The organism is Kitasatospora sp. NPDC032150, from assembly GCF_055579945.1.
Genome location: NZ_JBVIMH010000022.1, coordinates 1 through 20,946, shown reverse-complemented (window position 1 = coordinate 20,946; position 20,946 = coordinate 1). Strand labels below are relative to the sequence as shown.

The window sequence follows — 20,946 nt, the reverse complement described above, 5'->3', positions numbered from 1 at the left end:
CCCGCCGATGGGCCCGACGGAGCATCAGCTCCGCCGGGCCCGCTCGCGTTTATCCGCTTGCGCCCTCCCCGGCCGGCGTGGATAGATATCCACCGCAGCACGGAACACCCGGCACGGCAGGAGAGGAGGCGATCACCATGCGGGTCGAGCCCACCACGTACCGGCGCTCCCCACGATCGCGCTATCTCCGCCGCCGCTCTGCCTGAGCACCGACGCTCTCTTCGGACTTCCCCGAGCCACGCCGGAAGCTTCGCGTGGCACCACACCACACCCAGGCTCGAACCAACCGACCTTTGGAGGTCGTGCAACCATGTCGTACACCGAGGTACCCGGCATCCGTGTCCCGATCCGGATGTGGACCGACCCGGCCACCGTCGAGGGCCAGGCCCTGCAGCAGCTGCGCAACATCAGCTCCCTGCCCTGGCTGCACGGCCTCGCCGTGATGCCCGACGTCCACCTCGGGAAGGGCGCCACCGTCGGCTCCGTCATCGCCATGAAGGGCGCGGTCTGCCCGGCGGCGGTCGGAGTGGACATCGGCTGCGGAATGAGCGCCGTCAAGACCTCGCTGACCGCCGGGGACCTGCCGGACGACCTGTCGCGGCTGCGCTCCAGGATCGAGCAGATGATCCCGGTGGGCCGGGGCATGCACTCCGACCCGGTCGACCCGCGCAAGCTGCACGGCCTGGCGACCGCCGGGTGGGACGACTTCTGGCAGCGCTTCGACGGCATCGCGCCCGAGGTGCGGTGGAAGCGGGAGCGGGCCGCGCAGCAGATGGGAACGCTCGGTTCGGGCAACCACTTCATCGAGTTCTGCCTGGACGAGACCGGGACCGTCTGGCTGATGCTGCACTCCGGATCGCGCAACATCGGCAAGGAGCTGGCGGAGCACCACATGGGTGTCGCCCGTTCGCTTCCGCACAACCAGGGCCTGGTCGACCGCGACCTCGCGGTCTTCATCGCGGACACCCCGCAGATGCGGGCCTACCGCGAGGACCTGTTCTGGGCGCAGGAGTACGCCAAGAACAACCGGGCGATCATGATGGCGCTTTTCCAGGACGTTGTCCGCCGCGAGTTCCCGAAGGCGAAGGTCGCCTTCGACGAGGTGATCAGCTGCCACCACAACTACGTGGCCCAGGAGCGCTACGACGGCGCCGACCTGCTGGTGACCCGCAAGGGTGCGATCAGGGCGGGCTCCGGTGACCTGGGGATCATCCCGGGCTCGATGGGCACCGGTTCGTACATCGTCCGCGGTCTCGGCAACGAGGCGGCCTTCAACTCGGCGTCGCACGGCGCGGGCCGGAAGATGAGCCGCACCGCCGCGAAGAAGCGCTTCACCACACAGGACCTCGTGGAGCAGACCAAGGGCGTGGAGTGCCGCAAGGACGCCGGGGTCGTCGACGAGATCCCCGGCGCCTACAAGCCGATCGAGCGGGTGATGGCTCAGCAGAAGGACCTGGTCGAGGTGGTCGCACACCTCAAGCAGGTGGTCTGCGTCAAGGGCTGAACCGTGGGGCCGGGGTGTGCCGGGACGCACCCCGGCCCCACTCGTGCGGGCCCCCGGTGCCGGTCACCCCGGCGCCAGGCGGAAGCTGACGGTGCCGAAGGTGACCAGATCGCCGGGGTGGACCCGGACGGCGCCGATGATGCGCAGGCCGTTGACGTGGGTGCCGTTGGTGGAGCCCAGGTCGTGGAGGGTCCAACCACCGTCGTGGTGGCGGAGTTCGGCGTGCTGACGGGAGACCGAGCTGTCGGTGAGGCGGAGGTCTGAGCCGGGGATGCGGCCTATCCGGACGGGCTGGTCGCCGGGGGCGGGGAGGCAGAGACCGGGGGCCTGCTCGGTCCGCCAGGCGCCGCGGAGGCGGGCACGGAAGGCGGAGAGCCCGCCGACGGCGCGCAGCAGCAGACCGGGCAGCCGGCCGCCCTGGGGCAGGTCGCTGAGGACGGCGTCGAGTTCGGCCCGGCTGCGGGCGTTCAGGACGAGTTCGAGCCGGCCCAGGAAGGTGTCGTGGGACAGCCGGCCGCTGCCGACGCCATCACGCAGGACGGAGACCGCATGGTCCCGCTCGGCCTCGGTCGGCCGGGGGACCTGGGTGCGGATCTCTGGAAGTGCCATGTGGAAATTGTCGGTTGTCGTGGTGTGAGGTGTCCAGAACTCGGCCGGGTGCCCGGTGCGGGTGGCGGGAGGGTGTGAGCCTCTCGGCTGACGGGCCGGCGGGCGACCTGCGGGGCCCTTCGCGATGAACGGCGGGCGGCGGCGGTCGAGCGCGTGGGCGCTGGACGCGGCCCGGAGCTCACCCGGCGGGCCGGGAGGCGGTGCCCGCGCCGGACGAACCGGTAGTCGAGCAGGGGCCGCCCGGCGACGGCAGTGCGCACCGGGTCGGCGAGGCGCCGCGGCGGCGGGCCCGTCCGGCCAACCCGAGACGGGAGTGTCTCCACCGATGGGGAGGAATGTCACCATTCCGGGCGGCCCGGCAGAATGGCTGGGTGGACTACCAGCAGTTGTTGCACGACGTGATGGAGACGGCCCGCCGGGCGCCCGCGCGAGGTCGGCCGGCGGATTACATACCGGTGTTGGCGGAGGCGAACCCCGAGTCCTTCGGGATGGCCCTGGCCACCATGGACGGTGAGGTGTACGGGGCGGGGGACTGGGAGCAGCCGTTCTCGATCCAGAGCGTCTCCAAGCTGTTCACGCTGGCACTGGCGCTGGCGGAGGGCGGCGACGACCTGTGGCACCGGGTGGGGCGGGAGCCGTCGGGCAACCCGTTCAACTCGCTGGTCCAGCTGGAGACCGAGGCCGGTATCCCGCGCAATCCGTTCATCAACGCGGGTGCGCTGGTGGTGACCGACCGCCTGCTGGAGCTGACCGGCGACGCGGCGGGTGCGGTGCGGGAGTTCCTGCGCGCGGAGTCGGGGAACGCGGCCATCGGTACGGATGACACGGTGGCGGCCTCGGAGGCGCGCAGCGGCCACCGGAACGCGGCGCTGGCGCACTTCATCGCGAGTTACGGCAATCTGCGCAACCCGGTGGACAGCGTGCTGGCCCACTACTACGCGCACTGCGCGATCGCGGCGAGCTGCCGGGACCTGGCGCTGGCCGGACGCTTCCTGGCCCGGCACGGTCTGCGGGCGAACGGCTCGCGGCTGCTGACGCGCAGTGAGGCGAAGCGGATCAACGCGGTGCTGCTGACCTGCGGGACGTACGACGCGGCAGGTGAGTTCGCGTACCGGGTCGGACTGCCTGGCAAGAGCGGGGTCGGCGGCGGAGTGCTGGCGGTGCTGCCGGGGCGGGGCGCGGTGTGCGTGTGGAGCCCTGGGCTGGATGCGGCGGGGAACTCGGTGCTGGGCGTGGCGGCGCTGGACGCGCTGACCACCGTGACGGGCTGGTCGGTGTTCTGACCTGCCGGAACGTTTCTGCCCACGGGACGGCCGGGTGGCGGGGCTGACCTCCGGGGTCGGCCCCGCCGCGCAGGAACGTGGTGGACCCGGGTGCCGGTGCCGCCCGGGTCAGGCGGCGGGGAGCTCGTCGAGGCCCTCCTGGACCAGCTTGGCGAGAAGGTCCAGGGCGCCCTCGGCACCCTCGGCGTCGGAGGCGAGCACGACCGCCTCGCCGCCCTGGGCACCGAGGCCCAGCAGAGCCAGCATGGAAGCGGCGTTCACCGGGTTCCCGCCTTCCTTGGCGATGGTGACCGGCACACCGACGGCGGTCGCCGCGCGGACGAAGACGGAGGCGGGACGGGCGTGCAGGCCCTCGGCCCAACCGATGGTGACGCGGCGCTCAGCCATGAGACGTGCCTTTCAGGTGGTGCTGGGTGACCATGTTGTCTAGACCAGTGTTGCATGCGCGGGAGACTCCCGTGCCGGGTGTCCCCGACCTGAGACCGACCTGAGACCGACCCGCGCCGTCCGGGCCCGGACGGCGGCGGGCGGACCCGGTGAACGACTGCCCAGCGGCGGCTGCGCCACACCACACACCCGGTGCCGACCCGGGCCGTTCGGCCCCATCCGGCCGGGCCGGTACGGCCGGAGCCAAGCGGCCCGCCGCCGGATAACCTGACGAATGTGGACGACCCCCGGCCCTCGCAGCCGCCCAGCGCGCAACCCCCCGCCGACGCGGCCCGGCCCGGCGCCGAGCAGCCGAAGGCAGCCGCCCGGCCCGCCGAGGACCGGCAGGGCTACCCCCAGCACTGGGAGGCCGACGTCTTGCTGCGCGACGGCGGCACCGCCAGGATCCGGCCGATCACCCCGGCCGACGCCGACCGGCTGGTGGAGTTCTACGAGCAGGTCTCCGACCAGTCGAAGTACTTCCGCTTCTTCGCGCCCTACCCCCGCCTGTCCGACAAGGACGTCAGGCGGTTCACACACCACGACTACGTCAACCGGGTCGGCCTGGCCGCCGTGGTCAGGGACCGCTTCATCGCCACCGTCCGCTACGACCGGATCGACCCCGAGGGCCGGCCCTCCTCCGCGGGCACCGACGCCGAGGTGGCCTTCCTGGTGCAGGACGCGCACCACGGCCGGGGCGTGGCCTCCGCGCTGCTGGAGCACATCGCGGCGGTCGCCCAGGAGCGCGGCATCCGCCGGTTCACCGCCGAGGTGCTGCCGGAGAACCGCAAGATGGTGAAGGTCTTCACCGACGCCGGGTACGTCCAGCGGCGCAGCTTCGCCGACGGCGTGGTCCACCTGGAGTTCGACCTGGAGCCGACCGCCGCCTCGTTGGCGGTGATGCGGGCCCGCGAGCACCGCGCCGAGGCCAGGTCCGTGCAGCGGCTGCTCACCCCGCGCTCGGTGGCCGTCCTCGGGGTCTCCCGGAACCCGCAGTCGGTCGGCCGGGCGCTGCTTCGCAACCTCGCCGGCTTCCAGGGGCCGGTGTACGCGGTGAACCGCAGGGCCCCGCGCGGCACCGAGCTGGAGGGGGTGCCCACCCACCGCTCGTTGTCGGAGATCGAGGGCCCGGTCGATCTGGCGGTGATCGCGGTGCCCCAGGATGCCGTGCCCGGGGCGGTCGCCGAGTGCGGCGCGCACGGTGTGCAGGGCCTGGTGGTGGTGACCGCCGGGTACGCCGAGACGGGCCCGGAGGGCCGCGACCGCCAGCGCGCGCTGGTCCGCCAGGCCCGGGCCGCCGGGATGCGGGTGATCGGCCCGAACGCCTTCGGCCTGCTCAACACCGACCCCGCCCATCCGCTCAACGCCTCGCTGGCCCCCGTGCTGCCCGCGCGCGGCCCGTTCGGACTGTTCTGCCAGTCCGGGGCGATCGGGGTGGGGCTGCTGGAGGCCGCCCACCGCCGGGGCATGGGCATCTCCTCCTTCGCCTCGGTGGGCAACCGGGCGGACGTCTCCGGCAACGACTGGCTCCAGTACTGGGAGGAGGACCCGACCACCGAGGTGGTGCTGCTCTACCTGGAGTCCTTCGGCAACCCGCGCAAGTTCACCCGGATCGCCCGCCGGCTGGCCCAGAGCAAGCCGGTGGTGGTGATCAAGGGCGCCCGGCACACCGGCAGCCTGCCGCCCGGGCACGCCGTCCAGCCTGCCGCCGGAGGACTGCGGGACGCCACGGTGGACGCGCTCTTCCGGCAGGCCGGGGTGCTCCGGGTGGGCACCATCACCGAACTGCTGGACACCGGCGAACTGCTCGCCGCCCAGCCCCTCCCGGCCGGCGACCGGGTGGCCGTGGTCGGCAATTCCGACTCGCTCGGCCTGGTCACCTATGACGCCTGCCTGAGCGCCGGGCTGCGCCCGCGCACCCCGGTGGACCTCACCACCGCCGCCACCGGGGAGAACTTCCGGATCGCGCTGGAGACCGCGCTGGCCGACCCGGACGTGGACGCGGTGGTCGCCATCGCCATCCCGCCGATCGCCGCGCAGACCGCGATCAGCCCCGATCCGGGTGCCGACGAGCCGGAGTTCGCCGAGGGGATCACCGAAGCGGGCGCACGGGCGGCCGAGTTGGGCAAGCCGTTGCTGCTGGTCCACCTGGCGCTGACCGAACTGCCGCGGCGGCTGCGGCTGGTGGGCATCCCGGCCTACCCGCGGCCGGAGCGGGCCGTGACCGCGCTCACCCAGGCCGTCCACTACGCCCAGTGGCGCCGCCGCACCGCGGAGGCCGAGCAGACCGCCCGGGTACCCGAGTTCGACCGGATCGACGAGGCCGGGGCGCGCGCGCTGATCGCCGAGGCGCTGCGGACCGGTGCCGCCGCCGAACCGTCCCGCGCCGCCGGCCGGGACCCCGCGCGCCGCACCTCCGCTCCCGTCCAGGCCGGCCCCTCCCGGATCACGCTCCCCGACGACCAGGCCGCCGCACTGCTCGCCCACTACGGCATCGACGTCGTGCCGACACTGCCCGCGCCCGACGAGGAGAGCGCCGCCCTGGCCGCCGCCGCCCTCGGCTACCCGGTCGCGCTCAAGGCCACCGCCGAGCACCTGCGCCACCGCCCCGACCTCGGCAGCGTCCGGCTCGACCTGACCGGCGAGCCGGGGCTGCGCCGCGCCTACCGCGAACTGGACGCGCTGCTCGGTGGTGCCGAGACGGTCCGCCCGGTGGTGCAGCGGCTCGCCCCACGCGGTGTGGACACCGTGATCGGCGCCACGGTGGACCCGGCGGTCGGCGCGATCCTCTCCTTCGGACTGGCAGGGGCCCCGGCCGAACTGCTGGGCGACGTCGCCCACCGGTTGATCCCGGCCACCGACCAGGACGTCGCCTCGCTGATCCGCGAAGTCCGCGCCGCTCCGCTGCTGTTCGGCTGGCGCGGTGCGGTGCCGGTGGACACCGACGCGCTGGAGGAGCTGCTGCTGCGGGTCTCCCGGCTGGTCGACGACCTTCCCGAAGTCGCCTCGGTGGATCTCGAACCCGTGGTCGTCGCCCCGCACGGCCTTGCGGTCCTGGAGGCGCGCGTGCGGATCGCCCCGCTCCCCGTCCGCACCGATCTGGGCCCGCGAGCCATGAGCACCCTGTAACCTTCCTTGGTTGCGCCCACCAGTTCTCCCACGGGCGCGGAAGGCCGATCGCTCGGCCCAGTGCCGACCGCCTCGTCGGCGGGACATGCCAGGATGGAGCTATGGCGAAGACCGGTACCACCACCACGCAGGACCTGCGCTCGGCGATCGAGCGCAGCGGTTACTACCCCGCCCTGGTGTCCGAGGCCGTCGAGGCCGCGGTGGGTCCCGAGCCGATCACCTCGTACCTGGTGCACCAGGAGACCACCTTCGACGCCAACGAGGTGCGCCGGCACGTGACGGTGCTGGTGCTCACCCCGTCCAGGTTCGTGGTCAGCCACACCGACGAGCAGTCCGGCGACGCCACCAGCCCGGTGCCCTACGCCACCACCTCCACCGAGTGCGTCCGGATCGACCGGATCAACTCCGTGGTGCTCAGCCGCGTGGTGGCCAACCCCGAGACGTACACGCCCGGCACGATGCCCCGCGAGGTGGTGCTGACCATCGGCTGGGGCGCCGTCCAGCGGCTCGACCTGGAGCCGGCCGGCTGCTCCGACCCCAACTGCGAGGCCGACCACGGCTACACCGGCTCGGCCACCGCCGACGACCTGTCGCTGCGGGTCAGCGAGGCCGGGGACGGTCCGGAGACGGTGGCGCAGGCCCTGATCTTCGCGCGCGCCCTGTCCGAGGCGACCATCGCCAACCGGGCCTGAGGCGCACGTCACCCATGTCGCACCTGGACTACGACTCCTTCGAGATCCTCGACCCCTCCGGCGCCCCCGTACCGGCGTACGGGCACGGTTCGCTGGCCGACCTGCTGCCCGCCGTGGCGGCCGGGCTCGGCGTACCCGGTTTCCGGAGCGGGCTGCCGCTGGTCCCGGCCGACCGGGTCTGCGTGTTCCTGGTCGACGGCATGGGCTGGGAGCTGATCGGGCGTCATCCCGAGTGGGCGCCGTTCCTCAACTCGCTGATGGTGGGCGGCCGGTCGATCACCGCCGGGTTCCCGTCCACCACCGCCACCTCGCTGGCCTCGGTCGGCACCGGCCTCACCCCCGGTGTGCACGGGCTGGCCGGCTACACCGTGGCGGTGCCCGGCGCCGGTCATCTGATGAACCAGCTGCGCTGGCAGCCGTACGTCGAGCCGGGCGACTGGCAGCCCTACCCGACCGTCTTCGAGCAGGCCGACGCGGCCGGGGTGGCGACCTGCCAGGTCTCCTCCCCGCTGTTCGCGCAGACCCCGCTCACCCGGGTCGCGCTCTCCGGCGGCACCTTCCTCGGCCGCACCACCGCCGAGGAGCGGATGGACGTCTCCGCCCGGTGGCTGGCAGAGCACGACCGGGCCCTGGTCTACACCTACGTCAGCGAACTCGACGCCGCGGGCCACCGCTACGGGGTCGACTCCGACGAGTGGCGCCTGACCCTGAACACCGTGGACCGCCTCGCCCAGCGGCTCGCCGAACAGCTGCCGCCGCGCTCCGCGCTGTACGTCACGGCCGACCACGGCATGATCGACATCGCCCCGGAGAACCGGATCGACTTCGATGAGGACTGGGAGCTGAGCGCGGGCGTCGCCCTGCTCGGCGGCGAGGGTCGGGCCCGGCACGTCTACGCGGTGCCCGGCGCGGCCGACGACGTGCTCACGGTCTGGAGCGAGGTGCTCGGTGACCGGATGTGGGTGGCCGGCCGGGACGAGGCGATAGCCAATGGCTGGTTCGGCCCGGTGGTCGACGACCGGGTCTACCATCGGATCGGCGACGTGGTCGCCGCGGCCCGGGACGACATCGCGGTGATCGCCTCCCGCACCGAGCCCGGCGAGTCCTCGATGATCGGCCTGCACGGCTCGATGACCCCGGTGGAGCAGCTGGTGCCGCTGCTCGAAGTCCGCGCCTGAACCGCCCCCACCCGTAGTCTTCCGAAAGGCCTCCGCTCCACCCATGGCTGACCTGGTGTTCTTCTCCGGAACGATGGACTGCGGCAAGTCGACGCTCGCCCTCCAGCTCGACCACAACCACGCCGCCCGCGGCCGCAAGGGGATCATCTTCTCCCGCCACGACCGGGCCGGCGCCTCCACCATCTCCAGCCGCCTGGGCCTGCGTGCCGACGCCGTCGAGGTCACCGAGGACTTCGACTTCCACGCCTACGTGGTCCAGCTGCTCTCGGCGGGCGGCAGGGTCGACTATCTGATCTGTGACGAGGCCAACTTCTACGCCGCCGAGCAGGTCGACCAACTCGCCCGCGTGGTCGACGAGTTGGGGATCGACGTGTTCACCTTCGGGATCACCACCGACTTCCGCACCAAGCTCTTCCCCGGCTCCCAGCGCCTGATCGAGCTCGCCGACCGGGTGGAGATCCTCCAGGTCGAGGCACTCTGCTGGTGCGGCGCCCGGGCCACCCACAACGCCCGAACCGTCGGCGGTGTGATGGTGGTCGAGGGTGCACAGGTCGTGGTCGGCGACATCGCCGTCAGCGAGAGCGAGGTCGGCTACGAGGTGCTCTGCCGCCGCCACCACCGCCGCCGCCTCACCGCCGCGGCCGCCCGTGCCTCGGTGCTCTCCCCGGACGTCCTCCCCTTCGAGGAGCAGCGCGCCTGAAGTCAGGGGGCGCAGTCGGTTCCCCGGGTGTGACGGGGAGCGGCACCCCGGTGGCGGGCCGGTCGCACGGCCCGGCCGGGCCGCGTCCGGCCGGTCAGGGGAGTTGGACGACCGAGAAGCGCCCGCCCTGCGGATCGGCCAGCCTGACCACCCGCCCGGCCGGTCCGTCGTGCGGGGCCACCAGCACCGAACCGCCCAGTGCCACGGCCTGGGCCGTCGTCAACTCGACGTCGGTGACCGCGAAGTGCACCCGCCACCGTGGCGGACCGTCCCTGAGATCGGTGCTGTGCCGGATGTCCGCCATCGGCACCACCGCCTGCTGCTGCGGCACGCTCGGCCCGAACACCAGGCGGTAGAACGCGGTGGCCGACTGCTCGTCAGGGGTGAGCAGCTCGCTCCAGGCGGGCGCGCCGGGCTCGTCCACCACCTCCCAACCTAGGTGCTCCTCGCCCTGCCAGAGGCCGAACACCGCACCCCACACATCGGCGGCGATCGCCAGCCGTCCGGCCCGCTCGGCCTGCAGCGGCCCGACCGCGACCGTGCCGCCGCACTCGCGGATCCGCTGCGAGACCAGGTCGGCGTCGTCCACCGCGAAGTACGTCGTCCATTCCACGGGGCGGCCGGGACCCGGAGGAGTGACACCGATCCCGGCGACCTTGGCGCCGTGCAGGGTGGCCCGCGCGTAGGAACCGAGATGGATCGGGCCCGGTGTGAACTCCCAGTCCAGCAGGGCTCCGTAGAAGGCAGTGGCCCCCTGGTGGTCGCTGGTCATCAGGCTCACCCAGCAGGGCGTTCCCTGGGCCAACCGCACCGTCACCGCAGTCATCGCGTACCTCCTCGCCGGGGGCGGTCGGCGGGGCCGCCGCGCGTCCCACGGCGATCGTTCCACCTTTTGCCCGCCGCAATCGGCTGACCGCGCGGCGTGAGTAGGCAAAGACCGTACAAAGAGCGGAGTCGCGCGGGTCACAATGGCGCCATGACAGCCGAACCCACTGATGGCTTGGACCAGGGGCGCCCGCTCGGCACCTCTCCGCTGATCTCCGTCGGCGAGTTGGCGGCGGCCCTCGACTCCGCGGACCCGCCGGTCCTGCTCGACGTCCGCTGGCAGCTCGGCGGCCCGCCCGGCGCCGACGAGTTCGCCGTCGGGCACCTGCCGGGCGCTCAGTACGTCGATCTGGACGACGAGTTGGCCGCACCTCCGGGTGCCGCCGGCCGCCACCCGCTGCCCGATCCCGAGGTGTTCGGGACGGCCGTGCGCCGGGCCGGCGTGAGCGCCGACCGTCCGGTGGTGGTCTACGACGCCGGGCCCGCCACCTCGGCCGCCCGCGCCTGGTGGCTGCTGCGCTGGGCCGGCCACCGGGACGTCCGGGTGCTGGACGGCGGCCTGGCCGCCTGGCGCGCCGCCGGCCTGCCCGAGAGCGCCGGGCGAACCCCGGCCCGGGAGGGGGACTTCAAGCCCGCCCCGGGCCAACTGCCCGTCCTGGACGCCCGGCAGGCCGCCGCGCTGGCCCGTACCGGATTGCTGCTCGACGCCCGGGCCGGCGAGCGCTACCGGGGCGAGGTCGAGCCGGTCGACCCGCGCGCCGGGCACATCCCGGGCGCGGTGAGCGCCCCCACCACGGAGAACGTCGGCCCGGACGGGCGCTTCCTGCCCGCCGCCGCACTCGCCGAGCGATTCCGCTCGCTGGGCGTGGGCGAGCGCGAGACCGGGGTCTACTGCGGCTCGGGAGTGACGGCCTCGCACGAACTGCTGGCCCTCGAGGTGGCGGGCTTCCGGGCCACGCTCTACCCGGGATCCTGGAGCGAGTGGTCCGGCGACCCGGACAACCCGGCGGCCACCGGCCCCCTCCCCGGCTGACCGGCCGGGTACGGCCCGGGGCGCGGGACCGGCCGGAAGCCGCGCCCGGTGCGAAGGAAGCCCGTGCCCCCGTCCCGTACGGATCGTCGTTCCGTGCGGGACGGGGCGACGGGGGCTACTGCCTCAGTCCTGCTTCTTGCGACGACTGCCGAAGACGATCTCGTCCCAGCTCGGCACGGTGGCCCGTCGGCCCGGACGGACGCCGTCCGCCTCGGCCTGGCGGTCCGTGGTGCCCACCAGCCGCTCGCGGTGCGGGGAGACCGCGCGCGGCATCAGGATGTCCGCGTAGGCCGACCCCGCGCCGACGCTGGCCGCCGGAGCGGCATGCTCCTCCGCCTCCTCGGCCTCCTCCACCTGGACCGGCTCCACGGCCGGGACGGTGAGCTCGCCGCGGAACGCGGGCACCACGTCCAGCAGGCTGGTCAGCGAGTCCCGGCCGTCGGCCGTGGCTTCGCGGACCTCTCGGCCCGACATGATCCGGTCCGCCGAGGGACGCTCGATCATCGGGCGGGCCGGCCGGTCCTGCGGGAGCCGGGCGATCCGCGGGATGAACGGGAAGACCGAGTCCTCCTCGCGCTCGACGCTCTCGCCGATCAGCGACCGGGCCTCGTCGTCGTTCGGCTGCACCAGGCGGCGCGGCGGGTCGTAGGTCCAGCTCGCGCTGCGGCCCTCGCCGTCGGACCGGTAGTAGAGGATGACCTCCCAGGTGCCGTCGTCGCGGCGCCAGGAGTCCCACCGCTCGGTGTCCTTCTCCGCCGCCCGCAGCGCCAGGCGCTCGGCGACGGCCTCGCCGAGCTGCGGCCCGGTGGGCTCGCCGTGGCGGCGGATCGCGGTCTTGCGGGCCCGCTCGGCCATGAAGGCGCGCTCGGCCAGCACCGGCCCCTCGAAGCGTCGCACCCGGTCCACCGAGATACCCGCCGCCTGGGCGACCTCCTCGGCGGAGGCACCGGCTCGTATCCGCGCCTGGATGTCCCTGGGCCGCAGGTGGCTCTCGACCTCGATCTCGATCTGGCCGAGGCGCGGCCGGTCCCCGCGGATGGCGGCGCGCAGCCGCTCGTCGATGGGAAGGGTGTACTCCGTGCTGTCGGCAGCCTTGAGCACCAGCCGTGTGCCGTCGTTGCTGACGGCCACAACCCGCAGTTCGGGCACGGTTACCTCCCGGGTGGTGCCTGCCGACGTCACCTGCGTCGCTGCTCCCGTACTGAGTGTGGCCTGCCCACTCGCGAGTGGCCACAACCTTGCTGAGTTACTCGGCGTGTCGTGCTTTCGCCCGGACCCGCCCTTATGGCACGGTTGCCTGTTGCCACGTCGCCGGTCGACGTCGCGCCCGTGTGCCCCGGTCGCCGTCTGACGGAGTGTCGACAGGTCGACGAAAGGCTCAGGCCCCACGAACAGTACTCCATTCGTGGCACCCGCAGGGGCGGCTCGCCGCTCAAGTCTCCCGCGATTCACGGGAATCTCAAGGGCGGGCACTCCAATGGCCGACCGCCGATCAGCGGACGGTGATCATCTTCACATATATCGACCGCTGAGAACCAGATTTTCGCCCCTTGTGTCCTTCTTTGTGCAAGATGGAGGGACTTGTCGATGTCGAGTCGTGCCGACCGAGGGATGTTGATGCCGCAGCAGCGCGAGCAGGGCGGGCCGCAGGCCGCCGAGCCACCGGCGACCGGACGTGCACGGATCGAACTGACTGTGGCTCAGGTCGCAGCCAGCGCCCTGGCCGCGGTGGTCGGCGCGGTGCTCGCCTCGGAACTCGGCGTGTACGGCACGATCCTCGGCGCGGCGGTGGTCAGTATCGGCGCGACCACCGGGGGTGCGCTCTTCCAGCACCTGTTCAAGCGGACCGGCGAGCAACTGCGCAGCGCGGTCGACCGGGGACCAGGCGCAACCGTCAACCGCCTCCGGCAGGTCCCGGCGGGCGAGCCGGCGGTGATCTCCCCGGAGTGGAACGCCCCGCAGACCGTCCGGGCCAGGCGGCGCTGGACCTGGCGGACGTACTCGGTGGTCTCCGGACTGGTCTTCGTCCTGGCGATGACGCCGATCCTGGCGGTGGAGCTGATCGCGGACAAGCCGATGCACTCCATCGTCACCGGCGACGGCCACTCCTCCGGCACCTCGCTCAACCCGGGCCGCAGGCCCGCCCCGTCCGTGCCCGCCGACCGCCCCTCGGTCGGCGGCGCCGCCGACCACTCGGCCGCGCCCTCCGGCGCGCCGGCCGACACCCCGGGCGCGACGCCGAGCGGACGGCACTCGCCCTCGGCCGCACCCTCCCAGCCCCCGAGCGGCTCGCCGTCCTCCTCTCCGGCGCCGACCGCGGAGCCGAGCACGCCGCCGGCACCGAGCCCGAGCTCCGGCACCACCACGGGTGCGGGCACGGACGACGGCGCCGGCCAGCGCGACCGGGGAGCCGGGACGCCGCCCGCCGCCCCGACCCCCTGAGCGCTACTCGCCGAGCACCCGGCGCAGGTAGGGGTTGGCGAACAGCCGGCCGGGGTCGAGCCGGTCGCGCAGCGCGGTGAACTCGCCGAAGCGCGGGTAGACCGAGGCGAGGTACTCGGCGTCCCTGGTGTGCAGCTTGCCCCAGTGCGGGCGGCCCTGGTGGGCGGTCATCAGGCGCTCGACCTCGGTGAAGTAGCCCTGCTCGGGGGTGCCCCGGTAGAGGTGGACGGCCATGTAGACGGTGTCCCGGCCGCTCGCGGTGGAGAGCCAGAGGTCGTCGGCGGGCGCGATCCGCACCTCGACCGGGAAGCTGATCCGCCAGTTCGAACGCTCGACCAGCGCCTTCAGTTCGCGCAGCACGGTGGTGGCCGCCTCGCGCGGCACGGCGTACTCCATCTCGACGAAGCGCACCCTGCGGGGACTGGTGAACACCTTGTACGCGAGGTCGGTGTAGGTCCGCTCCGACCAGGCCCGGCCGGCGAGCTGGGCGATGGCGGGGACGGCGGCGGGAAAGGTCCGGCCGATCCGGCAGGCACCCTCCCAGACGGTGTTGGAGAGGAAGTCGTCCTCCAGCCAGGACTTGAACGGCGGCAGCGGCCGGGCCGGGCCCTGGCTGCGGTTGTTGCGCTTGGTCGAGCAGAGCTCGGTGTGCGGGAACCAGTAGAACTCGAAGTGCTCGTTGACGGTCGCGAACTCCTCGAAGCGGTCCAGCACCCGGTCGAAGCGCATCGGCTGCTCGTGGGCGGTGAGCAGGAAGGCCGGTTCGACGCCGAAGGTGAGTGCGCTGACCACGCCGAGCGCGCCCAGGCCCAGCCGGGCGCCCTGGAACAGTTCGGGGTCCTCGGTCGGCGAGCAGGTCCGGACGGTGCCGTCGGCCAGCACGATCTCCAGCGCCCTCACCTGGGCGGCCAGTGAACCGGAGTCGCGGCCGGTGCCGTGGGTGCCGGTGCTGGTGGCGCCGGCGACGGTCTGGACCTCGATGTCGCCCATGTTGGTGAGTGAGAGTCCGGCCGAGGCGAGCAGCCGGTTGAGGGCGGAGAGCGGCAGGCCGGACTCCACGGTGACCGTCCCGGCCGCGCGGTCCAGCTCCCGTACCGCGGTCAGCCCGGTGGGCCGGACGAGGACACCGTCCCCGGCCGAGGCGATCGCGGTGAACGAGTGGCCCGAACCGACCGCCTTGACCGTCCGGCCCTCCTCGGCGGCCCGCAGGATCTCCTTCGCCAACTCGGCGGTCGAGGCCGGGGAGACCACCCGGCTGGGGCGGGCGCTCTGGTTGCCGGCCCAGTTGCTCCAGTGGGTGGTACTGGCCTGCGGCATACGGCTGCCTCCTGCTCCGGTGCCGGGACGGCTGCGCCCCGAGCACGTCCTACCACTGAGTACGGGGAGCGTAGCCACTGGCCCTACCGAGGTCCATGGAGCGGACCGAACCCGCGGGGCCGCGGCCGCCCGGCGTGCGGACGGCCATGCGGATCGGGGCGGCGCCGGGTGCTCGGATCGTTACCGAGCCCTGCGGTCCCCCGCGCCGCGGGCGGCCGCGTTCAGTGTTGGAGGGCGGCCTCGCCGGCGGCCGGCGCGGCGGCCGTGGTCAGGCCCGAGCGCAGGCGGCGCAGTCCGGCGAGGGCGGTGAGGGCGCCGAAGAGACCGGCCCCGGCCGGCACCCAGTAGCCGGCCGGGGCGCCCGCGGCGTCCACCGCCCAGCCCGCGACCGAGGACCCGAGGGCGACCCCCAGCGCGAGTCCGGTGGTGGTCCAGGTCATGCCCTCGGTCAGCTGGTTGGCCGGAACCAGCCGTTCGACCAGGGCCATGGCCGTGATCAGGGTCGGTGAGATGGCGATCCCGGCCAGGAACAGCGCGGTGCCGACCGCGACCAGGCCGGCGGTGCCGTGCAGCCACTCGGCGGCCAGTAGCGGTGCCACCATGCTGACCGCCATCAGGACGACCCCGCCGAGGAAGCGGCCGGCCGGCGAACCGTTGAGCTTCAGCGTTCCGAAGACCACCCCGGCCAGGCCGGAGCCCAGTGCGTACACCGCGAGCACCAGGCTGGACAGCGCCTTGTGCCCCTGCTCCTGGGCGAAGGCCACGGTCACCACCTCGACCGAGCCGAAGATCGCACCGGTGGCCACGAAGGTCAGCACCAGCACCTCGAGCCCGGGGGAGAAGAGCGCCGACCGCCCCGAGTGGTGGGTGGCCGGGTGCACCGGCGGCTCGGTGCGGCGCTGCGAGGTGAACAGCACCACCCCGGTGACCAGGAAGACCCCGGCCAGCAGCACGCCCGCCTCGGGGAAGACCGAGGTGGCCAGGCCGATCGAGAGGATCGGGCCGACGATGAAGCAGATCTCGTCCACCACGGCCTCGAACGAGTACGCGGTGTGCAGCTTGGGCGGCTCGTCGCTGTACAGGTGGGCCCACCGGGCCCGGACCATCGAACCGGTACTGGGCATCACGCCCATCCCCGCGGCGGCCGCGAACAGCGTCCAGTCCGGAGCCCCCGTGCGCGCGCAGAGCAGCAGCGCGACCGCGGCGACCACCGTCAGCCCGGTGGCGGGCAGGGACACCCGGCGCTGCCCGTAGCGGTCGACCAGCCGGGCGACCTGCGGGCCGAGCACCGCCGCCGACAGCGCCAGGACGGCGGAGACCGCACCGGCGATCCCGTAGGAGCCGCGGAGCTGGGACAGCATGGTGACGATGCCGATCCCGGTCATCGAGATCGGCAGCCTGGCGATCAGACCCGAGGAGGAGAAGGCCAGGGTGCCCGGGGTGGCGAATATCTGGCGGTAGCTGGACAGCACGCAGGGCTCCGCTGGGGTGGGGGTAAGGAACGTGTCTCGACTAGACAGCTTACGAACGGCGGCAAGCGATTACCCGCCGGCGGACCTGCCGCCGGGGGACGGGACGGTGGTGGGAGGATCGGTGCCATGCCCGACTCGCGCACCCTCACCGACCCCGCGCCCTACGACGCGCTGCTCCTGCTCTCCTTCGGCGGTCCCGAGGGCCCCGAGGACGTGGTGCCGTTCCTGGAGAACGTCACCCGCGGCCGGGGCATCCCCAAGGAGCGTCTCGCCGAGGTCGGCAAGCACTACTTCCTGTTCGGCGGGGTCAGCCCGATCAACGAGCAGAACCGCGAACTGCTCGCCGCGCTGCGCAAGGACTTCTCCGGGCACGGTCTGGACCTGCCGGTGTACTGGGGCAACCGAAACTGGGCGCCCTACCTGGTCGACACCCTGCGGGAGATGGCGAACGACGGCCACCACCGGATCGCCGTCCTCGCCACCAGCGCGTACGCCGGCTACTCCGGCTGCCGGCAGTACCGCGAGAACCTCGCCGACGCCCTCGCCACCCTGGCCGAGGAAGGCCTGCCCGAGTTGCGCGTCGACAAGCTGCGGCACTTCTACAACCACCCGGGTTTCGTCCAGCCGATGATCGACGCCACCCTCGCGGCGCTCGCCGAGCTGCCCACGGCGGTCCGCGACGGGGCCCATCTGGCCTTCACCACCCACTCCATCCCGGAGGCGATGGCCGAGACCTCCGGCGCCCCCGGAGACCCCGCGCGCGGCCGGCCCGGCGGCGCGTACGTCGCCCAGCACCTGGACGTCGCCCGGCTGATCGCCGCCGCCGTCGAGGAGGCCACCGGGGTGGCCGACCGCTCCTGGGAGCTGGTGTACCAGAGCCGCAGCGGCGCCCCGCACGTCCCGTGGCTGGAACCGGACATCTGCGACCACCTGGAGAGCCTGCACACGGCGGGCGTCCCGGCGGCCGTGATGGTGCCGATCGGCTTCGTCTCCGACCACATGGAGGTCAAGTACGACCTCGACACCGAGGCCGTCGCCAAGGCCGCCGAACTCGGCCTGCCGGTGGCCCGGGCCGCCACGGTGGGCGCCGACGCCCGGTTCGCGGCGGCCGTGCGGGAACTGCTGCTGGAGCGCGCCGCCGTCGAGCGCGGCCGGTCGGTCGAACGCCGCGCCCTGGGCGGGCTCGGCCCCAGCCACGACGTGTGCGCCGTCGCCTGCTGCCCCAACCCGCGCGCCCCGCGCCGCGCGGCGGCCGAGATCTGACCCCCGCCCGGCCGTGCCCCGGGGCGCCCGCCCGCCCAGGACTGGAAGGAATCCCATGCCCAACCCCGAGCTGCTCGCCGAACTCCTCGACGTCGCCGTCGAGGCGGCCACCCGTGCGGGGGACCTGCTCCGCGACGGCCGCCCCGCCGACCTCGGCGTCGCCGCGACCAAGAGCAGCCCCGTGGACGTGGTCACCGAGATGGACCTCGCCTCCGAGAAGCTGATCCTGGAGCTGATCGGCCGACGCCGTCCTGAGGACGGCTACCTCGGCGAGGAGGGCGCCGACCACCCCGGCAGCAGCGGGGTGCGCTGGGTGGTCGACCCGCTCGACGGAACGGTCAACTACCTGTACGGACTGCCCTCCTGGGGGGTCAGCGTGGCCGCCGAGCTGGACGGGAGGGCGGTGGTCGGCGTAGTGACGGTGCCGGCCAGGGGCGAGCTCTTCCAGGCGGTACTCGGCGGCGGGGCCCGCCTCGACGGCCGGCCGATCTCCTGCCGTCCGGCTCCGCCGTGGGGCCAGGCGCTGGTCGGCACCGGCTTCAACTACGTCCGCGAGGTGCGGGCCCACCAGGCGCAGGTGCTGCTGGCGCTGATGCCCGAGGTGCGTGACATCCGGCGGGCCGGCGCCGCGGCCGTCGACCTCTGCGACCTGGCCGCCGGCCGACTGGACGCCTTCTACGAGCGAGGGCTGAAGCCCTGGGACATGGCCGCCGGGATGCTGATCGCCCGCGAGGCCGGGGCCCTGGCCGGCGGACGTCCGGGCGAGGAGCCGGACGGAGACCTCGCCGTCGCCGCGCCGCCCGGGGTCTTCGAACGGCTGCAGTCCCGGCTGGACGCCCTCGGCGCCTGGCACGACTGACCGGCCGCGGCTCTCCCCGGGGGTCTCCGGTCCCCGGGACCCGGCCCGGCGGGCGCACGGCGCGAAGGTGACGCCCGGGTGAACGGACCGGGCCGGTGACACGGGCGAGCGCAGTGACACGGGCAGGCGAAAGGCCCTGGTACACCGAGTGCGCCAGGGCCTGGCCTTCAGCTGCCTGGGAGGGCTCCCGAGGCGGGTGGCGCGAGTGCGCGGCTAGCGACCGGGTCAGGCGGCGGAGCGGTGGATCTCGCGGACCGGGTCGATGCCGTGCTCGGCGGCGAGCCGGCGCAGGTCGTCCAGCTCAGACTGCTCGACCTCGGCGAGGAAGTCGTCACCGGCCTCCAGGGCGCGGTGCAGGTCTTGTTCGGTGTTCTTTATGCGCTGCAGGATTCCGGCGGTGAAGGCGTCCATACGAGCCCCCTTGCTGTGTCGGACGGGCACGGTCCGGCGTTCCCCGGCGTCGGGGAGGACGGCGGCCAACGGATACGCCCCAGCCGGCGGCTGCTCTCCGGTCGGGCGCGGAGACGGCCTCGAAGCCGCTCCCGGTGACACCGAGTCCCCTGAGCCGGTGCGGATGAACGCACGGCGGGTGGTGGTGGTCGCGACCGGCGTTCGGCCCGATCGCGGGTGTGCAGGTTGTCCTCCCCACGGGTGAAGGCGGGAAACCTCACAATCCGAGAAAGTTGCCCGCGTCACGGTCCAATCGGTAGGGGACCCTGCTGTTTCAAGCCGCCTGGGCGCCCCGGAGCCGGCCGCTTACCGCTGCTTTACCGGCCGACCAGGCAGGATGGGAACACCGTCGGATCCGTGTGCCGGCTCCCGGGCCGATGACGAGCCCAGGGCTCCGGACGTGTCGGCTCCGCGCCCGGCGCCAGGCGGCCCGAACGGGCGGGCCACGGCGGGGGCCGCTCAGGAAAGAAGGGACAACCATCGTGCGGGTACTCGTCGTGGAGGACGAGCAGCTGCTCGCCGAAGCCGTCGCGACCGGCCTGCGCCGCGAGGCGATGGCCGTGGACGTGGTGTACGACGGTGAGGCCGCGCTCCAGCGCATCGCGATCAACGACTACGACGTCGTCGTGCTCGACCGCGACCTCCCGCTGGTCCACGGCGACGACGTCTGCCGCAGCGTCGTCGAACAGGGCCTCGCCACCCGGGTGATCATGCTGACCGCTTCCGGCGACATCAGCGACCGGGTCGAGGGCCTGGAGATCGGCGCCGACGACTACCTGCCCAAGCCGTTCGCCTTCAGCGAACTCGTCGCGCGGGTGCGGGCACTCGGCCGCCGCGCGACGGTTCCGCTGCCGCCCATCCTGGAGCGGGCCGGCATCACGCTCGACCCCGGCCGCCGCGAGGTGCTCAGGGACGGCAGGACCGTCCAGCTCGCGCCCAAGGAGTTCGCCGTGCTGGAGGTCCTGATGCGGGCCGGCGGCGCGGTCGTCTCGGCGGAGCAGCTGCTGGAGAAGGCCTGGGACGAGCACACCGACCCGTTCACCAACGTCGTACGGGTCACCGTGATGACCCTGCGCCGCAAGCTCGGCGATCCGCCGGTGATCGTCACCGTGCCCGGCTCCGGCTACCGGATCTGAGCCGACCGGCCCCACCCCCGTACGACCGCACAGCGCAGATCCCGGAGAGGACAGTCATGACCACCCCGCCGCCCCCCACCGGCGGGGCCCCCGGCGCGCCCGCCGGCGGCCCGGTCCGGGTACCCCCCAAGCCGGCCCACTCGCCGGCCGCCTCCGCGGAGCGGCCCGCCCGCAGGCCCGAGCAGTTCGTTCCCTACACCCCCGGCGACGGCCTTCTCAGCTGGTTCCAGCTGCGGCCCACGATCCGGATCAGGCTCACCCTGCTGTACGGCGGGATGTTCCTGATGGCGGGCGTGGTCCTGCTGGTGCTGATGTACTTCTTCGTCCGGCAGGCCTTCCACGACGCCCTGCTGCCGACCTTCGGCTTCGACCAGGGCGGCGCCACCGTCAACGGCCGGGTGATGACCTCACAGCAGTTCAACGACCAACTGGTCCAGATGCAGGAGCTCAAGTCCAATGCGGCCCTGACCGTGCTGCTGCGCAAGTCGCTCACGGTGTTGGTGTGCCTGGCGGTGATCGCCTTCATGGCCGGTTACGCGATGGCCGGCCGGGTGCTGCGTCCGCTGGGGCGGATCACCCGGACCGCGCGCGAGGTGGTCTCCTCCGACCTGCACCGCCGGATCCAGCT

At 73.3% G+C, this 20,946-nt stretch carries 18 protein-coding genes and 1 pseudogene; 12 read left to right on the top strand and 7 right to left on the bottom strand.

Going from position 1 to position 20,946, the window contains the following annotated elements:
- Positions 1 to 310: 310 nt before the first annotated feature.
- Entirely contained in the window at positions 311 to 1,504 is a 1,194-nt protein-coding gene (locus tag ACZ5ON_RS24165) for an RtcB family protein (RefSeq protein ID WP_465596342.1), read from the top strand.
- 63 nt (positions 1,505 to 1,567) lie between these two features.
- Here ACZ5ON_RS24165 and ACZ5ON_RS24160 read toward each other — a convergent pair whose 3' ends face one another.
- On the bottom strand, positions 1,568 to 2,113 hold the full coding sequence (locus ACZ5ON_RS24160) for an FHA domain-containing protein (protein ID WP_465596339.1): 546 nt from the start codon (positions 2,111 to 2,113) through the stop codon (positions 1,568 to 1,570).
- Positions 2,114 to 2,484: 371 nt separating this feature from the next.
- Between ACZ5ON_RS24160 and ACZ5ON_RS24155 the strand changes: the two genes are divergently transcribed.
- Positions 2,485 to 3,396: a glutaminase gene (locus ACZ5ON_RS24155; protein ID WP_465596336.1), complete on the top strand. Its 912-nt coding sequence runs from the start codon at positions 2,485 to 2,487 to the stop codon at positions 3,394 to 3,396.
- Between the two features lie 108 nt (positions 3,397 to 3,504).
- On the opposite strand, the gene ACZ5ON_RS24150 is transcribed toward ACZ5ON_RS24155, so the two are convergent.
- Positions 3,505 to 3,783 carry an HPr family phosphocarrier protein gene (locus tag ACZ5ON_RS24150; protein ID WP_465596333.1) on the bottom strand — a complete coding sequence of 93 codons (279 nt, stop codon included), beginning with the start codon at positions 3,781 to 3,783 and terminating at the stop codon, positions 3,505 to 3,507.
- A gap of 417 nt (positions 3,784 to 4,200) precedes the next feature.
- On the opposite strand from ACZ5ON_RS24150, the gene ACZ5ON_RS24145 reads away from it, so the two are divergent.
- The 4 genes from ACZ5ON_RS24145 (at position 4,201) to ACZ5ON_RS24130 (ending at position 9,521) form a co-directional block, all read left to right on the top strand.
- Positions 4,201 to 6,951, top strand: a complete 2,751-nt coding sequence (locus ACZ5ON_RS24145; protein WP_465596549.1) for a bifunctional acetate--CoA ligase family protein/GNAT family N-acetyltransferase — start codon at positions 4,201 to 4,203, stop codon at positions 6,949 to 6,951.
- Between the two features lie 101 nt (positions 6,952 to 7,052).
- Positions 7,053 to 7,643 (top strand): DUF5998 family protein, encoded by a 591-nt coding sequence (locus ACZ5ON_RS24140; protein ID WP_465596330.1) that lies wholly within the window; start codon positions 7,053 to 7,055, stop codon positions 7,641 to 7,643.
- Positions 7,644 to 7,657: 14 nt separating this feature from the next.
- On the top strand, positions 7,658 to 8,821 hold the full coding sequence (locus ACZ5ON_RS24135) for an alkaline phosphatase family protein (protein ID WP_465596327.1): 1,164 nt from the start codon (positions 7,658 to 7,660) through the stop codon (positions 8,819 to 8,821).
- 43 nt (positions 8,822 to 8,864) lie between these two features.
- Positions 8,865 to 9,521: a thymidine kinase gene (locus ACZ5ON_RS24130; RefSeq protein ID WP_465596324.1), complete on the top strand. Its 657-nt coding sequence runs from the start codon at positions 8,865 to 8,867 to the stop codon at positions 9,519 to 9,521.
- A gap of 94 nt (positions 9,522 to 9,615) precedes the next feature.
- Here ACZ5ON_RS24130 and ACZ5ON_RS24125 read toward each other — a convergent pair whose 3' ends face one another.
- Complete coding sequence (locus ACZ5ON_RS24125) at positions 9,616 to 10,347, bottom strand: VOC family protein (RefSeq protein WP_465596321.1); 732 nt, start codon at positions 10,345 to 10,347, stop codon at positions 9,616 to 9,618.
- Positions 10,348 to 10,497: 150 nt separating this feature from the next.
- On the opposite strand from ACZ5ON_RS24125, the gene ACZ5ON_RS24120 reads away from it, so the two are divergent.
- The gene (locus ACZ5ON_RS24120) at positions 10,498 to 11,379 is read left to right on the top strand and encodes a sulfurtransferase (protein WP_465596318.1); all 882 of its coding nucleotides are present in this window, start codon (positions 10,498 to 10,500) and stop codon (positions 11,377 to 11,379) included.
- Positions 11,380 to 11,502: 123 nt separating this feature from the next.
- Here the strand turns inward: ACZ5ON_RS24120 and sepH are convergent, their stop codons facing one another.
- Complete coding sequence (gene sepH / locus ACZ5ON_RS24115) at positions 11,503 to 12,561, bottom strand: septation protein SepH (RefSeq protein ID WP_344638604.1); 1,059 nt, start codon at positions 12,559 to 12,561, stop codon at positions 11,503 to 11,505.
- Between the two features lie 405 nt (positions 12,562 to 12,966).
- Here sepH and ACZ5ON_RS24110 point away from each other — a divergent pair, with 405 nt between their 5' ends.
- Positions 12,967 to 13,821 carry a hypothetical protein gene (locus tag ACZ5ON_RS24110; RefSeq protein WP_465596315.1) on the top strand — a complete coding sequence of 285 codons (855 nt, stop codon included), beginning with the start codon at positions 12,967 to 12,969 and terminating at the stop codon, positions 13,819 to 13,821.
- Positions 13,822 to 13,824: 3 nt separating this feature from the next.
- Here ACZ5ON_RS24110 and ACZ5ON_RS24105 read toward each other — a convergent pair whose 3' ends face one another.
- Both ACZ5ON_RS24105 and ACZ5ON_RS24100 read right to left on the bottom strand, forming a co-directional pair.
- A complete protein-coding gene (locus ACZ5ON_RS24105; protein WP_465596312.1) occupies positions 13,825 to 15,138 on the bottom strand; it encodes a D-arabinono-1,4-lactone oxidase in 1,314 nt (437 codons plus the stop codon).
- A gap of 221 nt (positions 15,139 to 15,359) precedes the next feature.
- Entirely contained in the window at positions 15,360 to 16,610 is a 1,251-nt protein-coding gene (locus ACZ5ON_RS24100) for an MFS transporter (RefSeq protein WP_465596309.1), read from the bottom strand.
- A gap of 126 nt (positions 16,611 to 16,736) precedes the next feature.
- Between ACZ5ON_RS24100 and ACZ5ON_RS24095 the strand changes: the two genes are divergently transcribed.
- Both ACZ5ON_RS24095 and ACZ5ON_RS24090 read left to right on the top strand, forming a co-directional pair.
- Positions 16,737 to 17,873 (top strand): ferrochelatase, encoded by a 1,137-nt coding sequence (locus ACZ5ON_RS24095; RefSeq protein ID WP_465596306.1) that lies wholly within the window; start codon positions 16,737 to 16,739, stop codon positions 17,871 to 17,873.
- 55 nt (positions 17,874 to 17,928) lie between these two features.
- A complete protein-coding gene (locus ACZ5ON_RS24090) occupies positions 17,929 to 18,732 on the top strand; it encodes an inositol monophosphatase family protein (protein WP_465596303.1) in 804 nt (267 codons plus the stop codon).
- A gap of 225 nt (positions 18,733 to 18,957) precedes the next feature.
- On the opposite strand, the gene ACZ5ON_RS24085 is transcribed toward ACZ5ON_RS24090, so the two are convergent.
- Positions 18,958 to 19,143, bottom strand: a complete 186-nt coding sequence (locus ACZ5ON_RS24085) for a hypothetical protein (RefSeq protein WP_344638610.1) — start codon at positions 19,141 to 19,143, stop codon at positions 18,958 to 18,960.
- Positions 19,144 to 19,664: 521 nt separating this feature from the next.
- Between ACZ5ON_RS24085 and ACZ5ON_RS24080 the strand changes: the two genes are divergently transcribed.
- Positions 19,665 to 20,318, top strand: coding sequence for a response regulator transcription factor (locus ACZ5ON_RS24080; RefSeq protein ID WP_465596300.1), 654 nt, complete (start codon positions 19,665 to 19,667; stop codon positions 20,316 to 20,318).
- A 56-nt stretch (positions 20,319 to 20,374) separates the two neighbouring features.
- Positions 20,375 to 20,946: pseudogene (locus ACZ5ON_RS24075) on the top strand (two-component sensor histidine kinase); the annotation flags it as partial.